The organism is Actinoplanes flavus, assembly GCF_017592555.1.
Classification (GTDB): domain Bacteria; phylum Actinomycetota; class Actinomycetes; order Mycobacteriales; family Micromonosporaceae; genus Actinoplanes; species Actinoplanes flavus.
This window is the reverse complement of sequence record NZ_JAGFNS010000043.1, coordinates 12,581-37,912: the sequence shown is the minus strand read 5'-3', so window position 1 is coordinate 37,912 and position 25,332 is coordinate 12,581. Positions and strand designations below refer to the sequence as shown.

Here is a 25,332-nt window from a genome sequence, read left to right as displayed (position 1 = left end):
CCGGGTCCTGACGGACAGGCTCAGGAACGCAGCGTCGCCTTCGCCGCGGTGAGCGCGCGATGCAGGCTGTCGCCGGACGGGTCGGTGTCCAGCAGTTCGGTGGTGATCTCGCGAAAGGTGGCGGTGTCCTCCCGGTCGGTGAGCAGGAAGTCGCTGGCCGGGGTCTCGATGAAGACCACGTCCAGGTCGTCGTCCTCGGTGAAGGTGAGCAGCTCGAACGTGCCGCCCAGGCCCGGATGGACGCCGAGCCGCAACGGCAGGACGACGATCCGGATGCCGGGCCGCTTCGCCATCTCCGCCAGATGGTCGAGCTGCGCGGTCATCACGTCACCGCCGCCGACCGGGCGCAGCAGGACGGCCTCGTCGATCACCTGGCTGAGGCTCGGCGGGAAGTCGCCGTCGAGCCGCTCGCGCAGCGACTCCTGCCGTTTGAGCCGGACGTCGACGATGGTGCGGACCTCGCGGTCGCGGGCCGGGCGGCGCAGCACCGAGGAGGTGACGGCCAGCGCGTACTCCGGGATCTGCAGCAGGGGCGGGATGAAGGTGGCCTGGTAGCCGTACAGATGAGAGGCGTCGTGCTCGAAGGCGATGAAATTGGTGAAGTCCTCGCCGAAGTGTTCGTCGCGCCACCACATCCGCTGCCGGGAGGCGACCGAGAGCCTCACCAGGCGCCGCAGCTCCCCGGCGCCGTCCACGCCGTAGTGCCGGGCCAGGGCCTCGACCTCCACCGGGCCGATGGTGACCTTGCCGTTCTCGATCCGGTTCAGCTTGGACAGTGACCAGTGCATGGCACGGGCGACATCGGCCGCGGGGCGGTCGTCACGCAGTGTGCGCAAGTCCTTGGACAGGAGGGCCCGGGCGATCGCCGGGCCGGGCGTCGGCCCACCCATGGCTCCTCCCCTCTGGACACCACATCCCACCTTAGACCAGGTGCAAAGTGCACGCAGAGTCAGAATTGTGGCAGTTTGCGCTATAAGCTGATCTTGGCGTGGGTAAAGGGGCCCACGCCCGGTCACGTTAGATGGGGTGGGTAGACCATGGACGGTCTTTCCGGGGCGCCACGCTGGCGCAAGAGCTCGTACAGCAGCAGTGGAGCCTGCGTCGAGGTCGCGCCGCTGCCCGAACGGATCCTGGTGCGGGACTCCAAGAATCCGGAGGGCACGGTGCTGAGCTTCGACCGGGAGTCGTTCGCCGCCTTCATCGCGGGCGTGGCAGGCGGGGAATTCGACCGCCCCCGCTGATCGGGCTCCGGCCGGATCGGCCCCTTCCGGGTGGTCGATCCGGTCACACGATCGGGGACGGTTTCCACCGCCCTCCCCACCGGATCCTCCTCCGCATTTGCCAGCCTTCCGATGCCCCTCGAGCGCCGTCCAGCACTTCCCGCGCCTTCCCTCTCCCGCACCGCCCCGCGCCGCCCCGCGCCTTCCCTTTCCCGCACCGCCCAGCGCCATCTCACGGGGCCCCGCGTCGTCCCGCGCCATCTCACTCGGCCCGCGCCATCCCGCGCCATCCGTGCCATCCCACGCCGCCTCGCGCGGTCCCACGCCGCCTCGCGCCATCTCGCGCCGCGCCACCTCACGCGGCCCCGCGCCACCTCACGCGGCCCCGCGCCACCTCACGCGGCCCCGCGCCATCCCGCGCCATCTCACGCAGCCTCGCGCAGCCTCACGCGGCCCGCCATCCCGCGCCGTCCGCTGCTGCATGACCCCGTTCAGCTCTGGACGGGCTCAGCCCTTCAGCGCGCGGCGGTCAGTTCAGAGCCGCGCGCAGCTTCCAGGACGATGGTCGGCGTGGACGGTCCGGCAGGTCCGTGCGGCCGGTGCACCACAGCAGCGCCTGAACCGGATCACCGGGCGGCGCCTCCGGGAAGAGGCGCGCGAGCACGCCGGAGCACATCGCCGGCGGCGGTGTCCAGTCGAGACCGAGGCCGCGGGCGATGTCCCAGGTGTGCACCAGCGTCTCGTTGACCCCGAGGGCCGCGAACCCGGTCGTATCAGTCGGCCCCCAATGCCAGCCGCGCGCGTCCGGCCCGGCGACGCGAAGCGCCGCACTGAGCATGGCGCCGCACGCGACCACCACGCTCAAGACCTCAGCGGCCCCGGCCTCCGGCCTGACGACCAGGTCGAACGGCAGGTAGGCCGCCGACTCCTGGCCGGAGATCTGACCCGCATAAGCCGTCAGGTCGTGAGCCACGTGCGCCGCCGTCTTGCGGCAGCTCCACTCCAGAGGGCCGGCCCGCACCTCCCAGTCACGCTCCTGAACCGGCCGCAGGACCCGCATCATCTCCGCAACCGCGTCGTCGACGTCCCCGTGATCCATGACCGTCACCATGCCCTTCGTTTTCCGTTGCGATCGTATCGCAAACCCGGGTAAGGTCAATGGCAATACAGTCGTATCGCATCGGGGGCTCGTCATGCTCGTCGTCCCGCTCACCCAGGTGTCCGCCGTCGACATCGCTCTCGCCGGAGGCAAGGCGGCCGGGCTCGGCGAGCTGATCCGGCTCGGCGAGCGGGTGCCCGATGGCTTCTGCGTCACCACCGAGGCTCACCGGCGCGGCATGGTTCCCGAGACCGAGGTGCGCGCCGCCTACGATGCGCTCGGCGGCGGTCCGGTGGCGGTCCGGTCCAGCGCGACGGCCGAGGATCTGGCCGGCGCGAGCTTCGCCGGCCAGCATCTCACCGTCCTCGACGTCACCGGGCCCGAGGCGGTGCTGGCCGCCATCGCCCAGTGCTGGGAGTCGCTGCACGGCGAGCGGGCGAGGGCCTACCGCGACGCCCGGGGCATGGGGCACGACACCGTGCGGATGGCGGTCGTGGTGCAACGGATGGTTCAGGCGCAGGCGGCCGGCGTCCTCTTCACGGCGAATCCGGTCACCGGCCGCCGCACCGAGATGATGGTGGAGTCCGCCGCCGGCCCAGGCACGTCGGTGGTCGATGGGTGCGGCCCGGTGAGCCGCCGGATCCTGGGCGACGGCACCGCGATGCCCGAGCTGTGGGCCCTCGGCGAGCGACTGCAGCGACACCGGGGTTCCCCACAGGACGTGGAATGGGCGATCGATCCCGCCGGCTCCCTGTGGGTGCTCCAGTCCCGGCCGATCACGGCCCTCTTCCCCGCACCGCCGGTGAGTGATGATCCGCGCGTCTATGTGGAGTTCGGTCACGTGCAGGGGATGTTGCGGCCGGTCACCCCGATGGGGATGGCGACGCTGAAGGACGTGATCAGCGCGATGCTCGCGTCGCTCGGCGTCCGGGCGGAGATCGTGGACATCGGCGGCCGCCTCTACGGCGATCTCACCGACCTGGCCCGCCACCCGGCAGCCCGCAAGCGCCTGGTCAAGCTCATGGCGGTGGACTTCGGCCCACGAGCCCAGGCAGCCATGGAACACGTGCTGGCCGATCCCCGGTTCGCACCCACCAAGGGCGGGTCGACCAGGCCCGCCGGCTCCCCGGCCACCGCATTCCGGGCGCTCACCGGCATCATCCGCGCGCTCGCCCGCCCTGCCGCGGCCCGTGCCCGCGTGGAGGACGCCGTGGCCCGCCTCGCCGGTGCGGGCGGCCCGCCCGAGGACGAGGGCCGCCTCAAACCTGCCGCAGCGAGCATCGACGAAACGGCGAAATCCGAGACGCCGACTTCATCCCATTCGCCGACGACTTCAACCACGTCCCCTTCATCAGGCTCATCGGCATCACCAACGCCTTCAACCTGGCCACCTGCATCGAGGCCATCAATGACGCCTTCAAGCCCGATGCCTCCATCAAGCCCGTCGGTAACTCCTTCAAGCCCGACACCTCCACCAAACCCGCTGGCAACGCCTTCAAGCCCGACACCTCCACCAAACCCGCTGGCAACGCCTTCGACCTCGGCGTCTCCATCGAGCCCATCGGCGTCACCACCGCCTTCGAGTTCGGCGCCTGCACGGAATTCGTCAGCATCATCGGCGTCAGCTGGGTTATCAGAGGTCTCCCGGGCGTCGGATTCCGATGATCTGACGTGGCCGATCGTCGCCGGGATGCTGGCGTCCGCGCTGCCTGGACGGTTGCTCGACGGCCTCGTCACCGAGGATGAGATCCATACGGTGCTCGGCGGGCTGCCGCACAACGTGACCATCGAGATGGACCTGGCGTTGTGGCGGCTCGCCGATGCCGCCCGCGATCACGCTGATCTCCTGCTCGGCACCCCGCCTGCCGACCTCGCCGCGCTCTACCTGAGCGGCGGGCTGCCAGACATCGGGTTGGGAGCCTTCCTTAACCGTTACGGTCATCGGGCCGCCGCGGAGGCTGATCTCGGTGTTCCACGCTGGTCCGAGGATCCGGCTCCGGTGTTCGCCGCGATCGCCAACTACCTGCGCCTCACTGACCTCGATCAGGCACCCGATCGCCGTTTCGCGCGCGCTGCCGAGCGCGCCGAGACCGCGCTGGCCGACCTGGCCGCCCGCACTCGGCGACGGCGCCCGGTCCGCGGATCGCTCGCGGTGTTCCTGCTGCGGCGGGCACGTCAGTTGGCCGGTCTGCGGGAGTCCGGCAAGTTCGCCGGCCTGTACCGTCTTGCCGCCGACCGCCGCCGCCTCCTGGAGACCGGAGCGCGACTCGTCGCGGCGGGCCGCCTCGCCGAACCCGACGACATCATGTTCCTGACGCCCGGCGAAGCGGCGGCCGCAGAGTCGGCCGCAGCCGGTTCGGTGCCGGATCCAGCGGGCCGACGCACCGGTTCCCCACCCGGTCTTCGGGGTGAACCGAGCCTGACAAGCGACGCCGGCCTCGCGGACCTCCGGGCGGTCGTCGCCGCGCGGAAAGCCTGGTACCAAGCCGAGTGCCTGCGGCGGCACGTGCCACCGGTTCTGCTGTCCGACGGCACGGATGTCGAGGCAGCGCTCGCCGCAAATCAGCACATTCCAGACAGCGATCCACGGTCCGAGCAGGAGCACGATACCGACAAAACCATGCCAACCAGGCTGAAAGGTGACTCGATCGGGGGCACGCTGACCAGGCTGGAAGGCGACACGGATGGAAGCAGGCTGCCCAGGCTGGAAGGCGACACGAACGGAGGCACGCCAACCAGGCTGGAAAGCGGCACGGACGGAGGCACGCCAACCAGGCTGGAAAGCGACACGGACAGAGGCACGCCGACCAGGCTGGAACACGGATCGGATCGGGAGGTGCCGTTTGGGCGGGGATACGGATCGGGTGGAGTTGGGGCTTTGGGCGTACTCCGTGGGGTTGGGGCCTCGGCAGGGAGGGTGACCGGCCGCGCCCGGATCGTCCATGATCCTGGGCAGGCGCGGGTCGAGCCTGGGGAGATCCTGGTGGTGGCCACCACCGATCCCGGGTGGACGCCACTGTTCCTGACCGCGGCCGCCCTGGTCACCGAAACGGGGGCGATCATGGCGCATGGGCCCACCGTCGCCCGGGAGTACGGGTTGCCGGCTGTCATCAGCGTTCCCGGTGCGACCCGGCTGATCACGGATGGCCAGTTGGTCACCGTGGACGGTGCGGCCGGGACCGTGACCACGGCATTGTGACAGCATCGACGCCATGCCCAAGAAGGTCGACCGTCAGAAGCGCCGTACCCAGATCGCCGACGCGCTCATGCGGGTCGCCGCCGAGCAGGGCCTCGAAGCGGTCAGCCTGCGTCATGTCGCGGCCGAGGCGGGTGTCTCCGCCGGGATGGTGCAGCACTACTTCCGCACCAAGGACGAGATGATGACCTTCGCGCTGGATGTGGTTCGGGAGCGTAACCAGATCCGGGTCACCGACGCTGTCACTCACCTGGGCGCCGCGCCGTCGCCGCGTGACCTGCTGCAAACGATCATCCGAACGCTGCTTCCCCTGGACGAGGTGACTCGCGCCGACGGGCGGGTCGCCTTGGCGTTCCTGGCGTACACGGCCGTGCGACCACCGGCGTCCGCGGCGCTACGGGAGGAGACCGAGCAGATGGTCGGGTTCATCGCCGGACTGCTGCCGTGCCCCGACCCCGAGAACGCGGCGGCCGGACTGCTCGCCCTCATGGAGGGCCTGGGCGTCTACCTGCTGGGCGGGCAGTACACGCCGGAGCAGGCGCGCCGCATCCTCGACTCCCACCTGGACCGCCTCTTCGCCGCGGCGCCCGACCGCAGCGGCGAGACCGTGACCATCCGACCAGCGTGACCGGGAGCCGGCCGGCGAGCCGCTCACCGGCGGCGGAGGGCGGGGCCACGGAGCAGGCCCGCCCGCACAACGAGTTCCGCGACCAGCGGCAGACGAGGCGAGAACGGCAAGGCCCGGCGCCGGTTACGTACTAATCTGCGGGACCGGCGGCAGACAGGGAAGATCGCGGCGACCGACCGGGCCCGCCCGCACAACGATCTCCCCGACCGGCGGCAAATGGGGCGGTGGCAACAGAGCCCGTCCCATTCGTGCGCCGATCTCCGCGACCGGCGGCAGAGGGGGTGGGGGCGATGTGGCCGGCCTGCCCGTGTGTCGATCTGCGCCCGGCGGGCGCGGCACAGGCTGGAGTGGGCAGCGGATCGCGTCGAGCGGACGGGACGGTCGTGATGCGGTGGGGACGATGTCACGCGTACCGGAAAAAAGGGGTGAAGCGGAACGCGTGGCTTGACCACGAATGGTCTTTGGTGGGCTGTGGGTAAGGTTCAGCCGACGACGTCGTCGGCGACGGACGTGAGGACGCCGCGGACCGCGGTGAGGACCTCGTCGTCGACGCCCAGGCCGGCCAGGATGCCGAGCAGGTAGGCGCCGACCAGGTCGTAGTCCGCCGGGGTGATGCCCAGGCCGAAGTGCGCGCCGCGCAGGTCGCGCCCGCTGTATTCCTGTGGGCCGCCGAGCACCTGGCTGAGCAGCGCGACCATGTGTTCCTTGAGGCGCGGCACGTCGGTCGCGGCGAAATAGCCGGACAGCCGGGTGTCGCCGAGAATCACCCGGTAGAGCGCGTCGACGGCGGCCGTGACCGCGGGCGCCTCACCGATCCGTGTGTAGAGGTCCACACCGAGAAGATAGAGCACCGGCGATGGAAAGTCCGCCCGTCGCTGGTTGGACCGCGACACCGCCACCGCCGGGTGGGAGAGTTACCTGGTGAAACAAGCGCAGAGGCTCAAGGCGGTCCGTTACGACATTCGCGGCCCGGTGCTGCGGAGAGCTCAGGAGCTGGAGGACGCCGGGCACCAGATCCTCAAGCTGAATCTGGGCAATCCGGCGCCGTGGGGGCTGGCCACGCCGGATCCGATCGTCGCCGACGTGGTGCACAATCTGGCCGCCGCGCAGGGGTACAGCGACGCCCGCGGCATCTATTCGGCGCGGGTCGCGGTGGCGCAGTACTACCAGACCCAGGGTGTCACCTCCGTGCAGCCGGAGGATGTGATGCTCGGCAACGGCGTCTCCGAGCTGATCGTGATGGCGTTGCAGGCGCTGCTGGACACCGGCGACGAGGTGCTGGTGCCGAGCCCCGACTACCCGCTGTGGACCGGGGCGGTCTCGCTGTGCGGGGGCCGGGCGGTGCACTACCGCTGTGACGAGAGCGCCGGCTGGCAGCCCGATCTGGAGCATCTGGCGTCGCGGATCACGCCCGCCACCCGGGCTCTGGTGATCATCAACCCGAACAACCCGACCGGTGCCGTCTACTCGCGTGAGGTCCTCGCGGGGATGCTCGACCTGGCCCGGCGGCACGGGCTGCTGGTGTTCACCGACGAGATCTACGACCGCATCGTGTACGACGGCGCGCTGCACCACACGGCCGCCGCGCTGGCCCCGGACGTGCCGATGATCAGCATGGGCGGGTTGTCGAAGACGTACCGGGCGGCCGGGTTCCGTTCCGGCTGGCTGGCGATCAGCGGTTTCAGCGGCCGGGACACCGATTACCTGGAGGGCCTGCAACTGCTGGCCAACATGCGGTTGTGCCCGAACGTGCCGGCGCAGCACGCGATCCAGACGGCGCTCGGCGGCTATCAGAGCATCAACGCGCTGATCCGTCCCGGCGGCCGCCTCTACGAGCAGCGCAACCACGCCTGGGAGCGGCTGGTGGCGATCCCCGGCGTCGAGTGTGTCAAGCCGGAGGGCGCGCTCTACCTGTTCGCCCGCCTCGACCCGGCGGTCCACAAGATCCACGACGACGAGCGGATGATCATCGACCTGCTGGAGGAGCGGCACCTGCTGCTCTCGCACGGCACCGGCTTCAACATCGACACGCCGGACCACCTGCGCGTGGTCTTCCTGGCCCCGGTCGACGTGCTGGACGACGCGATCAGCCGGCTCGGCGCGTTCCTGGCGGACTACCGGCAGTGAGCAAACCTCAGCTCTCGGGGGCGGCGATCCGGGGCGGCCGGTTCTCGTACGGCGTGGACAGCACCACCGTCGTACGGGTGGTGACGTTCGCCGCCGTGCGGATGTCCTGCAACAGCCGCTCCAGGTCGGCCGGGCTCTTCACCCGCACGAGCAGCAGGTAGAAGTCCTCGCCGGCGACCGAGTAGCAGGAGTCGATCTCGGCGAGGTGGGCGAGCCGGTCGGGGGCGTCGTCGGGCTGTGACGGGTCGAACGGGCGGATCGCGACGAACGCCGTGAGGGGCAGGTCGAGCGCCTCGTACGAGACACGGGCGGTGTATCCGTTGATGACGCCGCGCTGCTCGAGCCGGCGGACACGCTGGTGCACGGCGGACACGCTGAGGCCCACCCGCTCGGCCAGGTCGGTGTACGACAACCTGCCGTCCGCGGTCAGTGCCGACACGATCGCCTGGTCGATCTCTTCCACGGCGCCACACTACTGGTCGGTGAACCGTCGGTCAGCAGGTGTCCGTGATGTCCAACGGGTGGTCGGCCCGCGGGACCGCCCCCGGTTCCTCACTGGTGGCCGGTGCCGGCGCCAACGTGGCGGTGCCCGGCCGCAGCAGGCCCTTCTCGGAGGCGGCACAGTCCATCCACGCCATGGAGGACTCCGTTTCCCCGATCCACATGCCCGGGACGCGGAAACTCCCACTGGATCTCGTCGTGCGATGCGGCGATCGGGGTGTCCCCGCCGCCCTCGAACGTGTACACCCCGATGACGTTGGTGGTGATCCGCAGCGTACGCAGGCCGTCGATCTTCTCGGAGGAGTAGGTGACCCGGCCGCTGACCCGGCGCTGTTCCTTGCCGTCGAGCCGCACCGCCGGGTCGATCCAGGTGGCCACCGAGGCGGCCGATCCATAGGCGTGGATGCCATGCCTATGTTCAGCGGCCGGTCATCGACCGAGCGATCACCATCCGCTGAATCTGGTTGGTTCCCTCGACGATCTGGAGGACCTTCGCCTCCCGGAACCAGCGCTCGACCGGGTGGTCGGCGGAGTAGCCGTAGCCGCCGAGGATCTGGACGGCGTCGGTGGTGACGCGCATGGCCATGTCGGTGGCGAACAGTTTCGCCTTGGCCGCCTCGATCGAGAACGGACGGCCGGCGTCCTTGAGGCGGGCCGCGGACAGCAGCAGCGCCCGGGCCGCGGAGACCTGGGTGGCCATGTCGGCGAGCATGAAGCCGAGACCCTGGAACGAGGCGATCGGCTTGCCGAACTGCTCGCGCTCCTTCGCATACCCGGTCGCGTAGTCGACGGCGGCCTGGGCGAGCCCGACCGCGCAGGCGGCGATGCCGAGCCGGCCGGCGTCGAGCGCCTTCATGGCGATCGCGAAGCCCTCGTTCTCGGCGCCGACCAGGCGATCGCGCGGGATGCGGGCGCCCTCCAGCACGATCTGGGCGGGCGCCGACGAGCGCAGCCCCATCAGGCGTTCCTGCGCCTGCGGCAGCAGACCGGGGGTGGTGGCGTCGGCGAGCAGGCAGGAGATGCCGCGGGCGCCGGGGCCGCCGGTGCGGCAGAAGATGTTGTAGAAGTCGGCGCGGCCACCGTGGGTGATCCAGGCTTTCGTGCCGGTCACGACATAGTCGTCGCCTTCGGCGACCGCGCGGGTGGTCAGGGCCGCGGCGTCGCTTCCGCCTTGCGGTTCGGAGAGGGCGTACGCGCCGAGCAGTTCCCCGCCGAGCATGTCCGGCAGCATCTTGCGCTGGTCCGGGGTGCCGAAGGCGGCGACCGGGAAGCATGACAGGGTGTGCACACTGACCGCCTCGGCGATGCCCAGCCACGTGCCGGCCAGGATCTCGAGGACCTGCAGGTACACCTCGTACGGCTGGCCGGCCCCGCCGTCGGCCTCGGGATAGGGCAGGCCGAGCAGGCCGGATCGGCCGAGGGTGCGCAGCACGTCTCGGGGGAATTCGCCGCGCGCCTCGAAGTCGTCGACCTTGCCGGCGAGCTCGCGGGTGGCGAGTTCGGCGGTCAGGTCGAGCAGGTCGTGCGCTTCAGGGGTGGGAAGCATGCGATCCACGGTCATGGCCACAGCTTAACGAGCGTTCAACCGGATGGTGTGACGAGTCCGGTCTCATACGCCAGAACCACCGCCTGGGCGCGGTCGCGCAGCTCCAGTTTCGCGAAGATCCGGGCGACGTGGGTCTTCACGGTCGCCTCGCTGAGCGTCAGCGTCTCGGCCAGCTCGGTGTTGGACAGGCCCCGCCCCAGCAGGGTGAGCACCTCCCGCTCGCGCGGGGTGAGATGGGCCAGGTCACGGTGCACCGCCGGGGGCTGCTCCTCGCCCGCGAACCGCTCCACCAGCCGCCGGGTGATCGACGGGGCGAGCAGGGCGTCGCCGGTGCCGACCAGGCGCACCGCCGCCGCCAGGTGGTCGGCCGTCACGTCCTTGAGCAGGAAGCCGCTGGCTCCCGCCGCCAGGGCGGTGTAGACGTAACGGTCCAGGTCGAAGGTGGTCAGCATGAGAATGCGGCAGCGCGGGTTGCGGGCCAGGATGCGGCGGGTGGCCTCGATCCCGTCCACCCCGGGCATCCGGATGTCCATCAGGACGACGTCCGGCTGGAGGCGGCGCTCGGCGTCGACGGCGGCGGCCCCGTCGGCTGCCTCACCCACCACCTCGATGCCGCGGGCGGTGAGGATCAGCCGGAACCCGGTCCGGATCAGCTCCTGATCGTCGACGATCAGCACCCGGGGCACCCGCTCCCCGCCCGGTTCTTCCCCGATGTCGGTCATACGGCCCTCCACGGCCGGGTCGGTGCGGTGATCACCGGGCGTCCAGCGGCAGGCGCGCCCGGACCCGGTAACCGCCGCCGAGACGGCGCCGGGCGTCGAGGTCGCCGCCGTAGACGGCGACCCGCTCGCGGAGGCCGGCGAGACCACGGCCCGCGCCGTCGCCGTCGCGGGCCGGTGGTGGGCCGCCGGTCAGCACGCTCGGGCCGGTGGTGAGCACCTCGACCCGCAGGGCGTGCTCCGCGTAACGGATGGTGACCTCGGCCTTCCCGCCGGCGCCGTGCTTCAGGGCATTGGTCAGCGCCTCTTGAACGATCCGATACGCCGTCACGTCGATGCCGGTCGGCAGCGGGCGCGGCTCGCCGGAGACCCGGACGTCGACCGGCAGGCCGGCGAACGCGATCCGGTCCACCAGCGGGGTGAGCCGGGCCAGGCTGGGCTGCGGCGCGAGATCCTCCGGCTCGGTCTCGCCGGACCCGTCCGGCGCGGGCGCCAGCAGGCCCAGCAGGTGACGCAGCTCGGTCATCGTGTCGCGCCCGGCCCGCTCGACCGCGGCCAGCGCCGCCGCCGCCTCCTCCGGCATGCTCGCCAGCACCTCCCGCGCCGCGCCCGCCTGCACGATCATGACGCTGACGTTGTGGCTGACGATGTCGTGCAGCTCCCGCGCGATCCGCGCGCGCTCCGCACCGACCGCCGCCAGCGCCGCCGCCTCCCGCTCGCGCTCCAGCAGCCAGCCCCGCTCCCCCAGCGCCCGCTCGTGCCGCTGCCGGGCCCGGCGCAGCGCGAACCCGAGCGCCGCGACGGCCAGACAGGCCACCACGAGCGCCACGGCCAGCATCAGCGTCCTCACGCCGAACACCTTGGCATGCCCGCGCGGTCGGCACATCAACCCGTGGTCGGCCCCGCCTACATCCCCGGTATGACAGACCCTGGGTGGTTGCATCCGGAAGCCGATGACGCCACTCTCGGTCGTCCGTAGCGTTCCCGGCATGACGACAGAGACGGTGGTGCGGCTCGATGGAGTGCGCAAGGAGTTCGGCGAGACGGCCGCCCTGGACGGCGTCTCGCTGGAGATCCGCCGCGGCGAGGCGGTGGCCGTGATGGGCCCCTCCGGCTGTGGCAAGTCCACCCTGCTCAACATGGTCGCCGGCCTGGACCGGCCGACCGCGGGCGAGGTGACCGTGCACGGCGAGCGCCTGGACCGGATGAACGAGACGGGGCTGGCGCTGTTCCGCCGCCACCACCTCGGCATGATCTTCCAGTTCTTCAACCTGCTCGACGACCTGTCGGCGCTGGACAACGTGGCCCTGGCCGCCCAGTTGACCGGGTCCTCGGCGGCCGCCGCCCGGCGCCGCGCGCTGGAGCTCTTCGACGAGCTGGGGATCGCCGGCCGCCGCGACGTCTACCCGGCGGCGCTGTCCGGCGGCGAGCGGCAGCGGGTGGCGGTGGCCCGCGCGCTGATGAACCGGCCGGCGCTGCTGCTCGCCGACGAACCCACCGGCGCCCTCGACAGCCGGGCCGGTGAGCAGGTGATGGACCTGCTGATCGACCTCAACCAGATCGGTCAGACGCTGCTGATCGTCACCCACGACGAGCGGCTCGCGCACCGCTGCGCCAGCCGGCTGGTCGAGCTGGCCGACGGCCGGATCGCCCGCGAGTCCGCCCTGGACCGGGTGTGAGCGCCGTGTGGGCGGCCGCGAAGGCCGCGATTCGCCGCCGCCGGCTCCAGACCTTCGTGATCGGCCTGGTCGCGCTCTTCTGCACGGCCACCGTGGTCGTGTCGCTAGCCCTGCTGGACGCGATGTCGGCGCCGTTCGACCGGGCCCTGGCGCAGCAGCGCGGAGCCCATGCGGTCGCCGCGTTCGACCCGGCCAAGGTCACCGGCGCGCAGCTCACCGCCGCGCGTGACGGCGTGGAGGCGGCCGCCGGCCCGTTCGGGCAGGTGATGTTCGAGCCGGACGGCGGGTCCGGCCCGGTCCTGCGCGGCCCGGTGACGCTGGTCGGGCGGCCCGGCCCCGGTGGCGACGTGGACCGCCTCGACCTCTGGCGGGGGCGGTGGGCGTCGGCGCCGGGCGAGGTCGTGCTGAACGCGCCACCCGAGGACGAGACGAATTTCGCGATGGGCCCGTTCAGCCGGATCCCGTCGCTCACCGCGGACGGGACGACGCTGACCGTGGTCGGCTGGGCGTTCAGCGTCGGCGGCTCGGCGGACGGCTGGGTGACGCCGGAGCAGATGACGGCGCTGCGGCCCACCGGGACGCAGATGCTGTACCGGTTCTCCGGTGACGTGTCCACGAGGGAGGCGGTTCAGCAGCGGCTCACCGGGGTGACCACGGGGCTTCCCGGAGGCGCGCTGATCGCGGCCCAGCCGTACCAGGTCGTCAAGGAGGAGGCCGCCGAGGGGTCCGGGGTGTACCTGCCCTTCCTGGGCACCTTCGGCGTGCTCGGCCTGATCATCGCGGTGATCATCGTGGCGAATGTGGTGAGTGGAGCGGTCATCTCCGGGTTCCGGCACATCGGGATGCTGAAGGCGCTCGGCTTCACCCCACGCCAGGTGGTCGCGGTCTATCTGACCATGGTGACGGTCCCGGCGACGGTCGGCGCCATCCTCGGCACCGCGCTCGGCGATCTCGGCGCGCGGCCGCTGCTGGAGGACACCTTCCGCGGGATGGGGTTCGGGCAGGACACCGGCGTCCCGGCCTGGGTGTGGGCGGCCGGACTGGTCGGCATACCGATGCTGGTCCTGCTGACCGCGCTGGTGCCCGCCTCGCGTGCGCACCGGCTCTCCGCCGCCGAGGCGATCAGCGCGGGCAGCGCTCCACGGCGCGGTCACGGTCTGCGCGTGCAGAGAGCCCTCGGGGGTACGCGTCTGCCACGCTCGGTCAGCCTCGGGCTGGGACACCTGTTCGCCCGTCCGGCCCGGACCGCGCTGACCATGGCGTCGCTGTTGCTCGGCGTGACCACGGTGACGTTCGCGACCGGCCTCTCCGACACCCTGATCCGGTACTCGGCCCTCGACGCGGCGGCCGGCGGTGACGTCAGCATCCGCCCGGAGCCACCGGACGGGCCCACCGGGGTGACCAGCAGCCGCACCGACAAGGAGGTGGAGGCGCTGCTGCGCGGGCTTCCCGGCACCGAGCGGATCGGGATCGCGCTGAGCCGTCCGGTGTCGGTCCTCGGCCAGAGCGAGCCGGTCCACGTCAACTTCATCCGGGGTGACGTCGCCGCGATGGGGTATGAGGACCAGCTTCTCGAAGGCCGCTGGACGGCCGCGCCGGACGAGATGGTGGCGACCTCGGAGCTGCTCAACAAGCGGGGGCTGGAGGTCGGCGACACGATCACCATGGAGTTGCAGGGCGTCCGGACCACCGTGACCCTCGTCGGCGAGACGCTGCAGAACCTGCCCGGCCCCGGGGACGGCCTGTTCGCCCCGTGGCGGGAGTTCGACGACATGGAGCCGTCCGACTACTTCTACCAGGTCGATCTCGCCGAGGGCACCGACCTGGAGGCCTACATGCGGGCGATCCGCGCGGCCGATCCGGGGCTGTCTCCGTGGAGCCGTGGCGGCACCAGCGAACTCCAGGTGATCGTGACCGGCTTCTCCAGTGTGCTGGCGGTGCTGCTGGCCACGGTGGCGGCGCTGGGCGTGCTGAACACGGTGGCGCTCAACGTGCTGGACCGGCGCCGTGACCTGGGCATGCTGAAATCCATCGGGATGACGCCACGCCAGGTGATCACCATGCTGGTCACCTCGATGGCGGCGCTCGGCGTGGCCGGTGGCCTGCTCGGCATCCCGTTCGGCGTGGCCGCGCACCGGCTGGTGGTGCCGCTCTCCGCGGGCGCCGCGAAGGTGACGCTGCCGGATTCGGTCCTGCGGGTGTGGGACCCGGTGCAACTGGCCCTTCTGGTGCTCAGCGGTGTCCTGATCGCGGTGGTTGGCGCGCTGCTGCCGGCCCGTTCGGCGGCCCGCCTCACGATCGCCCGGGTCCTGCACAACGAGTGAACCCCGCGAGGGGCCGGGTCGCGCGCGAGGGGCCGGGTCGCGCGCGACGGGCCGGGTCACGCGCGACGGGCCGGGTCGCGCGCGAGGGGCCGGGTCGCGCGCGAGGGGCCGGGTCGCGCCCGACGGGGTGAGCGCTCGACGGGGCTGTGAGCCCTCACCACGCCCGACGGTCGCGGCACGGGCTGGGCGCCGGGTGAGCTCGCGGGGAAGCGGACGGGACGGGGCCGTTGCGGTTGGCGACGGCCCCGTCCCGTACGAGATGCGGCTTTAAGCGGCGGTGGGCAGCTCGGTCTCGAGCGACTCCTGCCAGATCGCCCAGCGGGTGTCGGGGCCGAGCGACTTCGCCCGGCGCATCGCCAGGCCGGCGCGGTGCACGAGTTCGTCGTGGGTGAGTTCGCCGGGCTCGGTGACCGCCACGCCGATGCTCGCCGCCAGGGTGATCAGGCGGCCGTCGACGGCGATCGTGCCCAGGGCCGCGGCGATCCGGCCGGCCACCTCGTAGGCGTCCTCGGGCCGGGCCACGTCCGGCAGCACCACCGCGAACTCGTCGCCGTCGAGGCGGACCGGCGGATTCGGGCGCGGGACGCAGCGGCGCAGCACGTCGGCGAACGCGACCAGCACCCGGTCGCCGGCCTCGTGGCCGAGGGTGTCGTTGATCTTCTGGAAGCCGTTGACGTCGATCATCAGGACGCCGGTCCGCCGGCCGTGGGCCCGGTACAGCGTCTGCCGGAACATGCCGCGGTCGCCGAGCCCGGTCAGGCCGTCGGTGAGCGAGCGCTCGCCGCTCGCCGTCCGCCGGTACAGCACGAACCCGCTCAGCACCGCCCCGGCGAGGGCGAGGCCACCCCACGGGAAGAACGCGTGATCGTTCCAGGCCCGCGCCAGCATCAGCATCTGGATCAGCGTCCCGGCGATGAACAGCCGCAGCGCGCCCGCGGTGAGCAGCCGCAACGGCCGCCCCGCGGTCTCGCCGGCGTCGCGCGGCCGGATCCGGGCCCCACTGAGCGATGGCCGCGCTCGTCGACTCCGCGTCTGCATTACCCCTCCTCCGTCCCGGCTGGACGCCGTGGTGATCGGTCCCGCGCGAGCCGACTTGAGGAGGCGGACCCATAGGATCTGCTGATGGTCGTACCCCAGACACACGATGAGGCGATCACCGCCGCTCACCGGCTCGCCGCGGTCCTGGAACCCGGCGCGATCCAGCGCGACCGCGACGGCGCGGAGGTCGTGCCGCACGAGGCCCTGGCCGCCCTGGACGCCTCCGGGCTGCTCGGCATCACCGTCCCGGTGGCCGACGGCGGCCCGGGGCTGGGCCCGCGGACCCTGGGCGAGGTGGCGCGGATCGTCGCGGCCGCCGACCCGGCGATCGCCCAGGTCCCGCAGAGCCACTTCCTGCTGGTGGACGTGCTCGCGGTGCACGCCGGACCGGAGGCCCGCAAACGCGCCTTCGGTGACGTGCTGGCCGGCCGGCGGCTGGGGAACGCGTTCGCCGAGCGCGGCGGGCAGCACGCCCAGGATCTGCGCACCCGGATCACCGACGGCCTGCTGGACGGGGTGAAGTACTACACCACCGGGGCGCTGACCAGCGCGTGGATCGCGGTGAGCGCCCTCGACGAGTCGGGGCGGCTGGTGCTGGCCCTGGTGCCGCGGGCCGCCGAGGGGGTGTCGGTCGACACCGACTGGGACATGCTGGGGCAGCGGGCGACGATCAGTGGGACGGCCACGTTCCGGCGGGTGCCGGTGGAGGCCGGGCTGCGTGTCGACTACGCGGGCGCGTACGAGGTTCCGCAGCAGATCGGGGCCCGGGCGCAGCTGGTGCACGCGGCCATCGAGGTGGGCATCGCGGGCGCGGCTCTGCGCGACGCCCGGTCCTACCTGCGGGAGAAGGCGCGGCCGTCGACCGAGGCGGTGCGGGCGGGTGCGGCGGCGGCCGTCGACGACCCGCACGTGCGGCACCGTTACGGACGGCTGGCGACCAGGGTACGAGCGGCGGAGGCGCTGCTGGACTCGGCTGCCCGTACCCTCGAGGAGGTGGGGTTGGTCCCCGCGGACGCCGAGGCCGCGGCACGTGGCTCGCTCGCCGTCGCGGCCGCGAAGGCGTTCGGCAGCGAGGTGGCGCTGGAGGCCGGCTCCGAGCTGTTCACCCTGTGCGGGACGAGTTCGGCGGCGGCGAAGTACGACCTGGACCGGCACTGGCGCAACGCGCGCACGCACAGCGTCCACGACCCGATGGACTGGAAGTACGCGCACATCGCGGCCTTCGAGCTGGCGGACCGGCTTCCGCCGAATCACGGCCAGCTCTGAGGCGGCTTCCGGCTAGAGGACCGGTCCGGTGTACCGGTACGAGGTGAACACCACGTCGGCGCTGTGTGTGAACCCGAGGCGGCCGTAGAGCCGGATCGCGTTCTCGTTGTCGTGGACCGCGTGCAGGAACGGCAGCTCGCCGCGGGCGAGGATGCCGGCCGCCACGGCGAGGGTGAGCCGTGCGCCGAGGCCCTTGCCGCGGTACGCGGGGTCGGTGCAGACCGCGCTCACCTCGGTCCAGCCGGGCATCCGGAACCGCTCGCCGGCCATCGCGACGAGGCGGCCGCCGGAGTCCCGGATGCCGAGGTAGCGGCCCAGGTCGACGGTGCGTTTGAGGAACGGGCCGGGTTCGGCGCGGGCGACCAGCTCGAGCATCTCGGGGACGTCCTTCTCGGTGAGCAGGACGGCCTCCGGATCCTCGACGCCGGACATGCTCTGGCCGATCATCTGCACTCCCGGGGTCACCTCGACCTGTTCCCACCCCGCGCGTGGGGTGAGGGACGGGCCGGTGAGGAGTGCGTAGTCGGTGATCGTCGCCAGATCACGCCAGGCGGCCGGGTCGGCTGGGTCGCTCAGCGCGGCGAACGGGGCGATCTCGGGCAGGTATCGGGCGGCGTTGCCCGCGGCCTCGGCGAAACACGCCTGCGGCCCGGTGAGGGCGGCCCACACGGGGTTGTTCAGCACACCCCCGACCCTGCCCCTTACCGGCGGCTCGCGCCAGTAGATATCCGTCTAACCACCCGCACGCTCATCTGTCGGGTTCCGTCATACGGTTGCCTCCTGGCGCGCGGACGGCGCCACGGCGAGCGCCGGGATGTCGGCCGGCCAGAGCGGCTTGGCGAAGTGGTAGCCCTGGCCGTACCGGCAGCCCATGGCGTCCAGGGCGGCCCGCTGACCGACCTCCTCGATGCCTTCGGCGACGACCGCGAGGTCGAGGTTGTGCGACAGGGTGACGATGGCGTCGACTAGCGCGTGCTGCTGCCGGCTCGTCAGAATGTCGTCGATGAACGATTTGTCCAGCTTTAGCACGTCCACCGGCATCTGCCGAAGGTAGCTGAGCGACGAGTAGCCGGTGCCGAAGTCGTCGATCGCGATCCGTACGCCCATGGCCCGCAACGCCTTGAGATCCGCCAGCACCTTCTCGGCGTCCCGCAGCACCAGGCTCTCGGTGATCTCCAGGAGCAGCCACTGCGGCCGGGCCCCGCTCTCGTCCAGCGCCCGGCGTATCTGGTCGACGAAGTCCACGGTCCGGAACTGCCGCGCCGACACGTTGACGCTCACGTAGCGCAGCGTGGTCTGCGGGTTCCCCACCCGCCACCGCGCGAACTGCCGCAGCGCCTCACGGATGACCCACGAGCCGATCCCGACGATCGCGCCGCTCTCCTCGGCCGCCTCCACGAAGAAGAACGGGCTGAGCAGGCCACGGGACGGGTGCTGCCACCGGACCAGCGCCTCGACGCCGGTGACCCGCTGGTCGGCGAGCTCGACGATGGGCTGGTACTGCAGGACGAACTGCTCCCGCTCGATCGCCTCGTGCAGGGCGGTACGCATCTCCAGCCGCTGCACCATGGCGGTGTGCAGGTCGCTCTGGTAACGCCGCCAGCCGCTCTTGCCGCTGCCCTTGGCCAGGTAGAGCGCCAGGTCGGCGTGGCGCAGCAGCTCGGTGGCCGATCCGGCCTCCCGGTTCGTGGCCACGCCGATGCTGGCCGCGCCGCTGACCACGTGCGTGCCGCCGTCGGCGTCGAACACCTCGATCGGCGCCTCCAGGGCCTCCACCAGCCGCGCCGCCACCGTCTCCGCGGCGTCCACGGTGTCGCTCTGCTCGACCAGTACGGCGAACTCGTCGCCACCCATCCGGGCCGCCGTGCTGCCGGCCCCGATGATCGCCGAGATCCGCCGTGCCACGGCGAGCAGCAGCTGGTCGCCGACCGCGTGCCCGAGGGTGTCGTTGACCTCCTTGAAGTCGTCCAGGTCGACGAAGAGCACGCCGAGGGTGGCGCCGTCCCGCTCGGCCACGCAGAACGCCTGTTCCAGCCGGTCCTTGAACAGCACCCGGTTGGCCAGCCCGGTCAGCGCGTCGTGGAACGCCTGGTGGGTGAGGTCGCTCTCCAGCCCGCGCCGCGCGGTCACGTCCCGCAGCGTCACCACGAGCCCGCCCACGGTCGGGTCGTCGCGCAGGTCCCGCAGGTCGCACTCGATCTCGATGGCGCGACCACCGGCGCCCACCGCGGTCAGTTCGATGTCGTCCAGGTCGCCCGAGCCCACCCGGTCGAGGATCTCCCGCAGCGACTCCGGCGACGCGATCAGCCCGGCGATGGGGGTGCCGGTCGGGTCGGCGCCGAGCAGGGTCTCCGCGGACGGGGTGGCGTAGCGGACGACGCCGTCGGAGTCCAGGATCAGGATGACGTCGGAGGCGCTCTGGATCAGGGTGCGGAACCGGGCCTCACCCTCCCGGCGGCTCGCCTCGGCGGTCAGCGCGATCCGCTGGAGCACCACGGTGATCTGGACGCCGAGCGTCTCGAGCGCCGGGCGGATCAGGTGCAGGACCGGGTCCGGCGCGCCGATCACCACGGTCCCGACCCGGTCGCCGGGAAGGCACCGGGCGGCGTAGAGCGCGTTCGCGAAGCCGCCCGCGTCCAGCCCGTCCGGCAGGTCGGCGGCGGGCACCAGGCTCAACCTGGCCACGGCGACGCCCGGTCCGGGCATCGGGAATTCGAGGTGGTACGGCTGGCCCGCGGGCATCAGCCGGGTCACCGCGGCGCGGATCGCGTCGACCAGGCCCTCTTCGGAGGCGGCCGCGTTGAACAGCGCCGCGGCCTCGCGCAGCGCCCGCTCCCGGAGGCCGGCCGCCCGCTGGGCCCGGGCCAGGTCCGCGACCCGGCCCAGCACCAGCAGGAACATCACCGCCGCGGCGGCCGCGATGACCGGCGCGTCGACGACGCCTTCCCGGCTCCCGTACTCGGCGGCCAGCACGGCCGGCGCGACGAGCGCGGCCGCGGTCAGCCAGAGCAGCCGGTGGCGGCTCATCTCCGGGACGGTCGGCTCGCAGTTGACCGACAGCGACCGCATCGCCGGCGACAGCGCCACGAAGGCCGTCGCCGCGTAGAAGACGATCCAGCCGAGGTCGATCGGGCCCTCCGCCCACGCGCTGTTCAGCTGCGACTGGCCGTAGAACACGTCGGCGACCAACTGGCCCACCAGGGCGGCACCGAGGACGGCGACCGGGCCCGACCGGCGGCCGGCGCCGGTGAACATCCGCAGGATCATCGCGAGCGCCAGCACGTCGCCGAGCGGGTAGCCGATCGACACCACCTTCGCCAGCACCGACAGGTCGTCGGCGCGGGTGAACGGCGCGATCCAGTACACCCAGGCCAGCAGGCCCAGCCCGACCGTCGGCACGAGCGCGTCCAGCAGCGCCGCGCGGTTGGCGCCGCCGCCGCGGGCGCGTACGAAGAGCAGCAGCCCGGCCGTCAGCGGAAGATAGGCCACCAGGTAGAAGAAGTCCGACAGCCCCGGGTAGCCGGGGTCGCGGCCGAGCGCGAGCATCACGTAGTACCAGGTGTCGCCGAAGGCGAAGAGGACCAGCGTGACACTGATCAGGTACCACGGCAGCCGCCGCTGCGGGCGGTGCGCCCGGACACCGAGCAGCACCATCGCGGCGCTGGAGCAGCCCAGGGCCGCCCAGGTGTAGTGGCGGATGTCAGGAACGGCGTAGTAGACACCGGCGAGAGCCAGGATCCAGACACCGAAGCACGCGCGAACGGCTCGCGTCGACAAGGCGTACTCCGATCGTGAGGCGGCGGGATGGCCGACTCGCCGTATCGGGTGCGCGGACGCCGACATGAGCCGCCCGGAGCGGCCGCAACCGTCCGGCAACCGGCCTCAGCCGGCCATCGCGTCCACCAGGCGCCGGGCCGATCCGGCCAGGTTCCACCGCTCGGCGAGCGCCAGCAGCGCGTCCGGGTGGCGCGGGGCGGTCGGCAGCACCGGGTCGAAGACGGGCAGCGGCACGTCGGTGGCCACCTTGCAGACCGGCAGGGCGCGGCCCAGGTATTCCCGGGAGGCCAGCAGCTTCGTGCGCACGCCGGGGGCGAAACCGGCGTCCGGGTCGTCGAGGGCGGCCAGGATCCGCTCGACCCCGCCGTACCGCTCGATCAGGCGCGCCGCGGTCTTCTCGCCGACGCCGGGCACGCCCGGCAGCCCGTCGCTGGGGTCGCCACGCATGGCGGCGAAGTCCGCGTACCACCGCGCCTCGACCCCGTACTTCGCCTGGACCAGCGCCTCGTCGGCGTCCTCCAGCTTGGCCACGCCGCGGCCGCAGTAGAGCAGCCGGGTGCCGCGGGCGTCGTCGACCAGCTGGAACAGGTCACGGTCGCCGGAGACCACCTCGACCGGCGCGGGCTGCCCGTGCGCCAGCGTGCCGAGCACGTCGTCGGCTTCGTACCCCTTCACGCCGAACGCCGGGATGCCGATCGCCTCGAGGGTCTCCAGCAGCACCGGGACCTGCCGCTCCAGCGACGCCGGCACCTCCTCGACGTCACCGTGGGCGACCCGGTGCTTCTTGTACGACGGCACCAGCTCCACCCGCCAGGCCGGGCGCCAGTCGGCGTCCAGCGCGCACACCAGCCGGTCCGGGCGGCGGGTGCGGATCAGCTGGGCGAGCATGTCGAGGAAGCCGCGGATCGCGTTCACCGGCTCACCGGCCGCGGTCCGGGCGGCTTTCTCCGGAATGCCGTGGAACGCGCGGAAGTAGAGGCTCGGGGCGTCGACGGCCAGCAGAGGTCTCACGCGCCCACCCTAGCGGCTCGGCCGACCCCGGCAGATCAACCCCGTTTCCGGTACGGGCGGAGCGCGCCCGCCGTCTGGTGACGGGATGTTTCCGGCACAGTTTTGATCTTTTTTGTTCGGTCATCAGAAATTCACGCTTGTCATCATCCGGTGACGTTTGGCTCCCGTAGTTATGCGGTGTCCGAATCGGACGACACCAAGGAGCCGATACATGCGCCCATCCCCCCGTCCCCTCATCGCCGGCCTCACCGCCGGCCTGATCACTCTCGGTCTGCTGGCCTCCCCCGCCCAGGCCGCGCCGACCGGCATCCCGTCCAAGGCGACCGCACAGACCTACCTGAACGCCCTGACCGTGGCCGCCGAGGCGAACGCGAGCACCTACGACCGCGACCTGTTCCCGCACTGGATCACCATCTCCGGCACCTGCAACACCCGGGAGACGGTGCTGAAGCGGGACGGCACCAACGTCGTCACCAGCTCGGCGTGCGCCGCCACCTCCGGAACGTGGTACTCCCCGTACGACGGGGCCACCTGGACCGCCGCCTCCGACCTCGACATCGACCACGTGGTCCCGCTGGCCGAGGCGTGGCGTTCCGGCGCCAGCGCCTGGACCACCAGCAAGCGGCAGAGCTTCGCCAACGACCTGACCCGCCCGCAGCTGATCGCCGTCACCGACAACGTCAACCAGTCGAAGGGCGACCAGGACCCGTCGACGTGGCAGCCGTCGGTCAGCTCCTACCGCTGCACCTACGCCAGGATGTGGATCGCGGTGAAGTACCACTGGGCGCTGAAACTCCAGTCGTCCGAGAAGACCGCGCTCCAGACCATGCTCAACACCTGCTCCTGACGTCTCGTCCGCGCGACTCCGGCCGGCTCCCCGGCCGGCCGGTTTCGGCGAGACGATGCCGCAGGTAGGCGCGGCACCGCGGCCACTCCTCGGCATCACGGCTTGACCGGCACGTATGCGCCGGACCAGGTCCTCACCCGGGGCACCCCGCCCGCGAGCAGGGGGTTGCCGGCCAGCGAGCCGGGGCTTCGCGCTGGCGCTCATGACCTGTCCCGACCCTAGGGAATACTTGCCGGGTGCTCAACACGGTTTCCGATCTGGTGATGGCCTGGGGGCGCGGCTGGGCCGCGTCGCGGGGCGTGCCGGCCCCGGTCGGCGTTCCCGGCGGGTGGCGCGCCGAGGTGGGCCTGCCCGGCCACCGGCTCCGGCACGTCCTGCACACCTGGGACACCGGCCGCCTCACCACCCTGGACCGGCAGGCCGACCGCCCCGGCGCCTGGGTGAAGGTGGTCGGCGACCGGGCCGCCCTGCGGGCCGCGCTGCCGTCGCGCTGGGCCATGGCCGAGGACGGCTTCCTGATGACCGCCGGCTTCCGCCCCCGCGCCGAACCGGCCCCTGCCGGCTACCAGATCACCGTGACGACGGAGGACACGCTGCTCACCGCCGTGGCCCGGGACTCGGGTGGCAACCGGGCGGCGGCCGCCCACCTGGGCCGGGCCGGATCCTTCGGCGTCCCCGACCGCGTGGAGACCGAACCCGGTCACCGGCGCCGCGGCCTCGGCACGGTCCTGATGACCACGCTGGGCGAGCACGCCGTGCGCCTGGGCATGACCACCGGTGTCCTGGTCGCCACCGACGCCGGGCAGCACCTCTACCGGACCCTCGGTTGGGAGACGGTGGCCCCCATCGCCGCCGCCTTCCTCCCGGAGGACTGACCGCCCGGCGGGCCGGTGCTCTCGGCGAGGGCCACGGCCACCCGGTCGAGGGTGGGGCCCGCGCCGGCCAGGGCGCCGTTGATCAGAGCGGCGAAGGTCAGGAGGCGGCCGTCGCGGGTGGTCACGTAGCCGGAGAGGGCGTTCACGCCGGTCAGCGTGCCGGTCTTGGCGCGGACGTGGCCGGCCGCGGCGGTGCCCCGCATGCGGTGGCTCAGGGTGCCGCCGACCAGGGGGTCCGCTGCGCCGGCCACCGGCAGGGCCGCCCGGAAGGCCGGGAACCAGGGGCGCCGCCGGGCCGCCGTGAGCAGCGTGGTCAGCTGCCGGGCGGTGACCCAGTTGCGGCGGCTCAGGCCGGACCCGTCACCCATGGTGAGCAGGCGGGTGTCGACGCCGAGCCGGCCGAGGGCGGCGGTCGCCGCGGCCAGCCCGGTCGGCCAGCTCCCCGGTCGCGCGGGCGTGGCGGCCCGGCCCATCGCCTTGACCAGGATCTCGGCGATGCCGTTGTGGGAGAACTTCAGGAACGGGCGCAGGATCTCGCGCAGCGGGGCGGACACCCGGGTGGCGAGGGCCCGGGCCGTACCCGGTGACGGCCCCCGGACGGTACGCCCGGCGACCGTCACCCCGTGCCGCCGCAGCGCCGCCCGGAACACCCCGGCCGCGGTGACGGCCGGATCCGGCACCGACACCAGCGTGGTCCCGGAGCGCCCGGGCGCGACGGATCCGGTGACCGTCACCGTCCGGCCGCCGTGGGCCCGCACCGCGCTCACGCTGTCGCCCCGCCCGGTGACCGCCCGGTTGACCACCCGCACGCTGCGGGTCGGCGGCCACACCGTGACCGACGGCCGCCGCCCGGCGGCGCCCCGGTAGCGGATCTCGACGGCGCCGGTGTCGAACCGGTCGTTGGCCGCGAAGGTGAGCGCCGAGACCGCGGCGGTGTAGCCGAACGACTCGTCCTCCCACGACCAGTCCAGCCCGAGTGGCACCCGGTCGAACCAGGTGTCGTCGACGACCAGCCGCCCGCTGAAAAGCTTCCGGCGCTGGGCGACGGCCGCGGCCAGCCGGTCGAACCGCGCGACCGTCAGGGTGGGGTCGCCCTCCCCGCGCAGATGGAGGTCGCCGCCACAGGCCCGGACCGTGGTGCGGAACCGGTGCCCGGGGCCGAGCACCTCGAGCGCGGCGGCCGCGGTGAGCAGTTTCTGGTTGGAGGCGGGCAGCACCCGCAGACCGGGGTTCCGCTGGTAGACGACGGCCCCGGCGGCGTCACGCACGTCGACGGCGATGGTGGCGCCGGCCAGTTCGGGGCGGGCGAGGATCCGGTCGAGAGCGCCGGTGAGGGTCCGGCCGGGACCGCCGGACGCGGCCACCGGGGCGGGGACGCCGAGCAGGACGGCGACGACCGCCGCGACCAGGACGTGGGCACGTCGCATGAAGGGGCCACCTCGGCGTCGGGGAACGGGACCGCCGCGATCGTCACACGGC

The 25,332-nt window shown here is 72.4% G+C and carries 22 protein-coding genes and 1 riboswitch; of the genes, 9 read left to right on the top strand and 13 right to left on the bottom strand.

Annotated features, from left to right (window positions below):
- Window positions 1–20 precede the first annotated feature (20 nt).
- A complete protein-coding gene (locus J5X75_RS39930) occupies window positions 21–890 on the bottom strand; it encodes a helix-turn-helix domain-containing protein (protein ID WP_208472920.1) in 870 nt (289 codons plus the stop codon).
- Between the two features lie 147 nt (window positions 891–1,037).
- Between J5X75_RS39930 and J5X75_RS39925 the strand changes: the two genes are divergently transcribed.
- Complete coding sequence (locus tag J5X75_RS39925; protein WP_208472919.1) at window positions 1,038–1,241, top strand: DUF397 domain-containing protein; 204 nt, start codon at window positions 1,038–1,040, stop codon at window positions 1,239–1,241.
- A 508-nt stretch (window positions 1,242–1,749) separates the two neighbouring features.
- Here J5X75_RS39925 and J5X75_RS39920 read toward each other — a convergent pair.
- The gene (locus tag J5X75_RS39920) at window positions 1,750–2,319 is read right to left on the bottom strand and encodes a maleylpyruvate isomerase family mycothiol-dependent enzyme (protein ID WP_208472918.1); all 570 of its coding nucleotides are present in this window, start codon (window positions 2,317–2,319) and stop codon (window positions 1,750–1,752) included.
- On the opposite strand from J5X75_RS39920, the gene J5X75_RS45100 reads away from it, so the two are divergent.
- Both J5X75_RS45100 and J5X75_RS39905 read left to right on the top strand, forming a co-directional pair.
- Window positions 2,318–5,518: a PEP/pyruvate-binding domain-containing protein gene (locus J5X75_RS45100; RefSeq protein ID WP_372451032.1), complete on the top strand. Its 3,201-nt coding sequence runs from the start codon at window positions 2,318–2,320 to the stop codon at window positions 5,516–5,518. The two genes, J5X75_RS39920 and J5X75_RS45100, sit on opposite strands and share 2 nt — an antisense overlap.
- Window positions 5,519–5,531: 13 nt before the next feature.
- A complete protein-coding gene (locus J5X75_RS39905; RefSeq protein ID WP_208472917.1) occupies window positions 5,532–6,143 on the top strand; it encodes a TetR/AcrR family transcriptional regulator in 612 nt (203 codons plus the stop codon).
- A gap of 482 nt (window positions 6,144–6,625) precedes the next feature.
- Here J5X75_RS39905 and J5X75_RS39900 read toward each other — a convergent pair whose 3' ends face one another.
- On the bottom strand, window positions 6,626–6,976 hold the full coding sequence (locus J5X75_RS39900) for a group I truncated hemoglobin (protein ID WP_208472916.1): 351 nt from the start codon (window positions 6,974–6,976) through the stop codon (window positions 6,626–6,628).
- 88 nt (window positions 6,977–7,064) lie between these two features.
- On the opposite strand from J5X75_RS39900, the gene J5X75_RS39895 reads away from it, so the two are divergent.
- Window positions 7,065–8,270 carry a pyridoxal phosphate-dependent aminotransferase gene (locus J5X75_RS39895; RefSeq protein ID WP_208472915.1) on the top strand — a complete coding sequence of 402 codons (1,206 nt, stop codon included), beginning with the start codon at window positions 7,065–7,067 and terminating at the stop codon, window positions 8,268–8,270.
- A gap of 7 nt (window positions 8,271–8,277) precedes the next feature.
- Here the strand turns inward: J5X75_RS39895 and J5X75_RS39890 are convergent, their stop codons facing one another.
- From J5X75_RS39890 to J5X75_RS39870, 5 genes are all read right to left on the bottom strand, one after another.
- A complete protein-coding gene (locus tag J5X75_RS39890; protein WP_183218937.1) occupies window positions 8,278–8,733 on the bottom strand; it encodes an Lrp/AsnC family transcriptional regulator in 456 nt (151 codons plus the stop codon).
- An 89-nt stretch (window positions 8,734–8,822) separates the two neighbouring features.
- Window positions 8,823–9,149 (bottom strand): hypothetical protein, encoded by a 327-nt coding sequence (locus J5X75_RS39885; protein ID WP_208472914.1) that lies wholly within the window; start codon window positions 9,147–9,149, stop codon window positions 8,823–8,825.
- 40 nt (window positions 9,150–9,189) lie between these two features.
- Window positions 9,190–10,332, bottom strand: coding sequence for an acyl-CoA dehydrogenase family protein (locus J5X75_RS39880; protein WP_208472913.1), 1,143 nt, complete (start codon window positions 10,330–10,332; stop codon window positions 9,190–9,192).
- Window positions 10,333–10,352: 20 nt separating this feature from the next.
- A complete protein-coding gene (locus J5X75_RS39875) occupies window positions 10,353–11,039 on the bottom strand; it encodes a response regulator (protein WP_208472912.1) in 687 nt (228 codons plus the stop codon).
- A 31-nt stretch (window positions 11,040–11,070) separates the two neighbouring features.
- On the bottom strand, window positions 11,071–11,874 hold the full coding sequence (locus J5X75_RS39870) for a sensor histidine kinase (protein ID WP_208472943.1): 804 nt from the start codon (window positions 11,872–11,874) through the stop codon (window positions 11,071–11,073).
- A 151-nt stretch (window positions 11,875–12,025) separates the two neighbouring features.
- On the opposite strand from J5X75_RS39870, the gene J5X75_RS39865 reads away from it, so the two are divergent.
- Window positions 12,026–12,715, top strand: a complete 690-nt coding sequence (locus J5X75_RS39865) for an ABC transporter ATP-binding protein (RefSeq protein ID WP_208472911.1) — start codon at window positions 12,026–12,028, stop codon at window positions 12,713–12,715.
- Complete coding sequence (locus J5X75_RS39860; RefSeq protein ID WP_307798570.1) at window positions 12,712–15,039, top strand: FtsX-like permease family protein; 2,328 nt, start codon at window positions 12,712–12,714, stop codon at window positions 15,037–15,039. Before J5X75_RS39865 ends, J5X75_RS39860 begins: the two co-directional genes overlap by 4 nt.
- A 267-nt stretch (window positions 15,040–15,306) precedes the next feature.
- On the opposite strand, the gene J5X75_RS39855 is transcribed toward J5X75_RS39860, so the two are convergent.
- A complete protein-coding gene (locus J5X75_RS39855) occupies window positions 15,307–16,077 on the bottom strand; it encodes a GGDEF domain-containing protein (protein ID WP_208472910.1) in 771 nt (256 codons plus the stop codon).
- An 84-nt stretch (window positions 16,078–16,161) separates the two neighbouring features.
- Here J5X75_RS39855 and J5X75_RS39850 point away from each other — a divergent pair, with 84 nt between their 5' ends.
- On the top strand, window positions 16,162–17,343 hold the full coding sequence (locus J5X75_RS39850) for an acyl-CoA dehydrogenase family protein (RefSeq protein ID WP_208472909.1): 1,182 nt from the start codon (window positions 16,162–16,164) through the stop codon (window positions 17,341–17,343).
- Window positions 17,344–17,355: 12 nt separating this feature from the next.
- On the opposite strand, the gene J5X75_RS39845 is transcribed toward J5X75_RS39850, so the two are convergent.
- The 3 genes from J5X75_RS39845 to J5X75_RS39835 all read right to left on the bottom strand — a co-directional run bounded on the left by J5X75_RS39845 (window position 17,356) and on the right by J5X75_RS39835 (window position 22,131).
- Complete coding sequence (locus J5X75_RS39845) at window positions 17,356–18,027, bottom strand: GNAT family N-acetyltransferase (RefSeq protein ID WP_208472908.1); 672 nt, start codon at window positions 18,025–18,027, stop codon at window positions 17,356–17,358.
- 81 nt (window positions 18,028–18,108) lie between these two features.
- Complete coding sequence (locus J5X75_RS39840; protein ID WP_238490802.1) at window positions 18,109–21,120, bottom strand: EAL domain-containing protein; 3,012 nt, start codon at window positions 21,118–21,120, stop codon at window positions 18,109–18,111.
- Between the two features lie 105 nt (window positions 21,121–21,225).
- Window positions 21,226–22,131: a 5'-3' exonuclease gene (locus J5X75_RS39835; protein WP_208472906.1), complete on the bottom strand. Its 906-nt coding sequence runs from the start codon at window positions 22,129–22,131 to the stop codon at window positions 21,226–21,228.
- 211 nt (window positions 22,132–22,342) lie between these two features.
- Here J5X75_RS39835 and J5X75_RS39830 point away from each other — a divergent pair, with 211 nt between their 5' ends.
- The gene (locus J5X75_RS39830; RefSeq protein ID WP_208472905.1) at window positions 22,343–22,978 is read left to right on the top strand and encodes an HNH endonuclease family protein; all 636 of its coding nucleotides are present in this window, start codon (window positions 22,343–22,345) and stop codon (window positions 22,976–22,978) included.
- A 93-nt stretch (window positions 22,979–23,071) separates the two neighbouring features.
- Window positions 23,072–23,186: riboswitch (SAM riboswitch) on the bottom strand.
- Window positions 23,187–23,214: 28 nt separating this feature from the next.
- Complete coding sequence (locus J5X75_RS46285) at window positions 23,215–23,853, top strand: GNAT family N-acetyltransferase (protein ID WP_208472904.1); 639 nt, start codon at window positions 23,215–23,217, stop codon at window positions 23,851–23,853.
- Here J5X75_RS46285 and dacB read toward each other — a convergent pair.
- Window positions 23,790–25,280 (bottom strand): D-alanyl-D-alanine carboxypeptidase/D-alanyl-D-alanine endopeptidase, encoded by a 1,491-nt coding sequence (gene dacB, locus J5X75_RS39820; protein WP_208472903.1) that lies wholly within the window; start codon window positions 25,278–25,280, stop codon window positions 23,790–23,792. The genes J5X75_RS46285 and dacB overlap by 64 nt on opposite strands.
- Window positions 25,281–25,332 lie beyond the last annotated feature (52 nt).

Bases quoted from the DNA above. Each gene is read 5' to 3' on its own strand.
- J5X75_RS39930 (WP_208472920.1), bottom strand. From the start codon at position 890: ATGGGTGGGCCGACGCCCGGCCCGGCGATCGCCCGGGCCCTCCTGTCC.
- J5X75_RS39925 (WP_208472919.1), top strand. From the start codon at position 1,038: ATGGACGGTCTTTCCGGGGCGCCACGCTGGCGCAAGAGCTCGTACAGC.
- J5X75_RS45100 (WP_372451032.1), top strand. From the start codon at position 2,318: ATGACCGTCACCATGCCCTTCGTTTTCCGTTGCGATCGTATCGCAAAC.
- J5X75_RS39920 (WP_208472918.1), bottom strand. From the start codon at position 2,319: ATGGATCACGGGGACGTCGACGACGCGGTTGCGGAGATGATGCGGGTC.
- J5X75_RS39905 (WP_208472917.1), top strand. From the start codon at position 5,532: ATGCCCAAGAAGGTCGACCGTCAGAAGCGCCGTACCCAGATCGCCGAC.
- J5X75_RS39880 (WP_208472913.1), bottom strand. From the start codon at position 10,332: ATGACCGTGGATCGCATGCTTCCCACCCCTGAAGCGCACGACCTGCTC.
- J5X75_RS39875 (WP_208472912.1), bottom strand. From the start codon at position 11,039: ATGACCGACATCGGGGAAGAACCGGGCGGGGAGCGGGTGCCCCGGGTG.
- J5X75_RS39870 (WP_208472943.1), bottom strand. From the start codon at position 11,874: ATGCTGGCCGTGGCGCTCGTGGTGGCCTGTCTGGCCGTCGCGGCGCTC.
- J5X75_RS39865 (WP_208472911.1), top strand. From the start codon at position 12,026: ATGACGACAGAGACGGTGGTGCGGCTCGATGGAGTGCGCAAGGAGTTC.
- J5X75_RS39855 (WP_208472910.1), bottom strand. From the start codon at position 16,077: ATGCAGACGCGGAGTCGACGAGCGCGGCCATCGCTCAGTGGGGCCCGG.
- J5X75_RS39850 (WP_208472909.1), top strand. From the start codon at position 16,162: ATGGTCGTACCCCAGACACACGATGAGGCGATCACCGCCGCTCACCGG.
- J5X75_RS39830 (WP_208472905.1), top strand. From the start codon at position 22,343: ATGCGCCCATCCCCCCGTCCCCTCATCGCCGGCCTCACCGCCGGCCTG.
- dacB (WP_208472903.1), bottom strand. From the start codon at position 25,280: ATGCGACGTGCCCACGTCCTGGTCGCGGCGGTCGTCGCCGTCCTGCTC.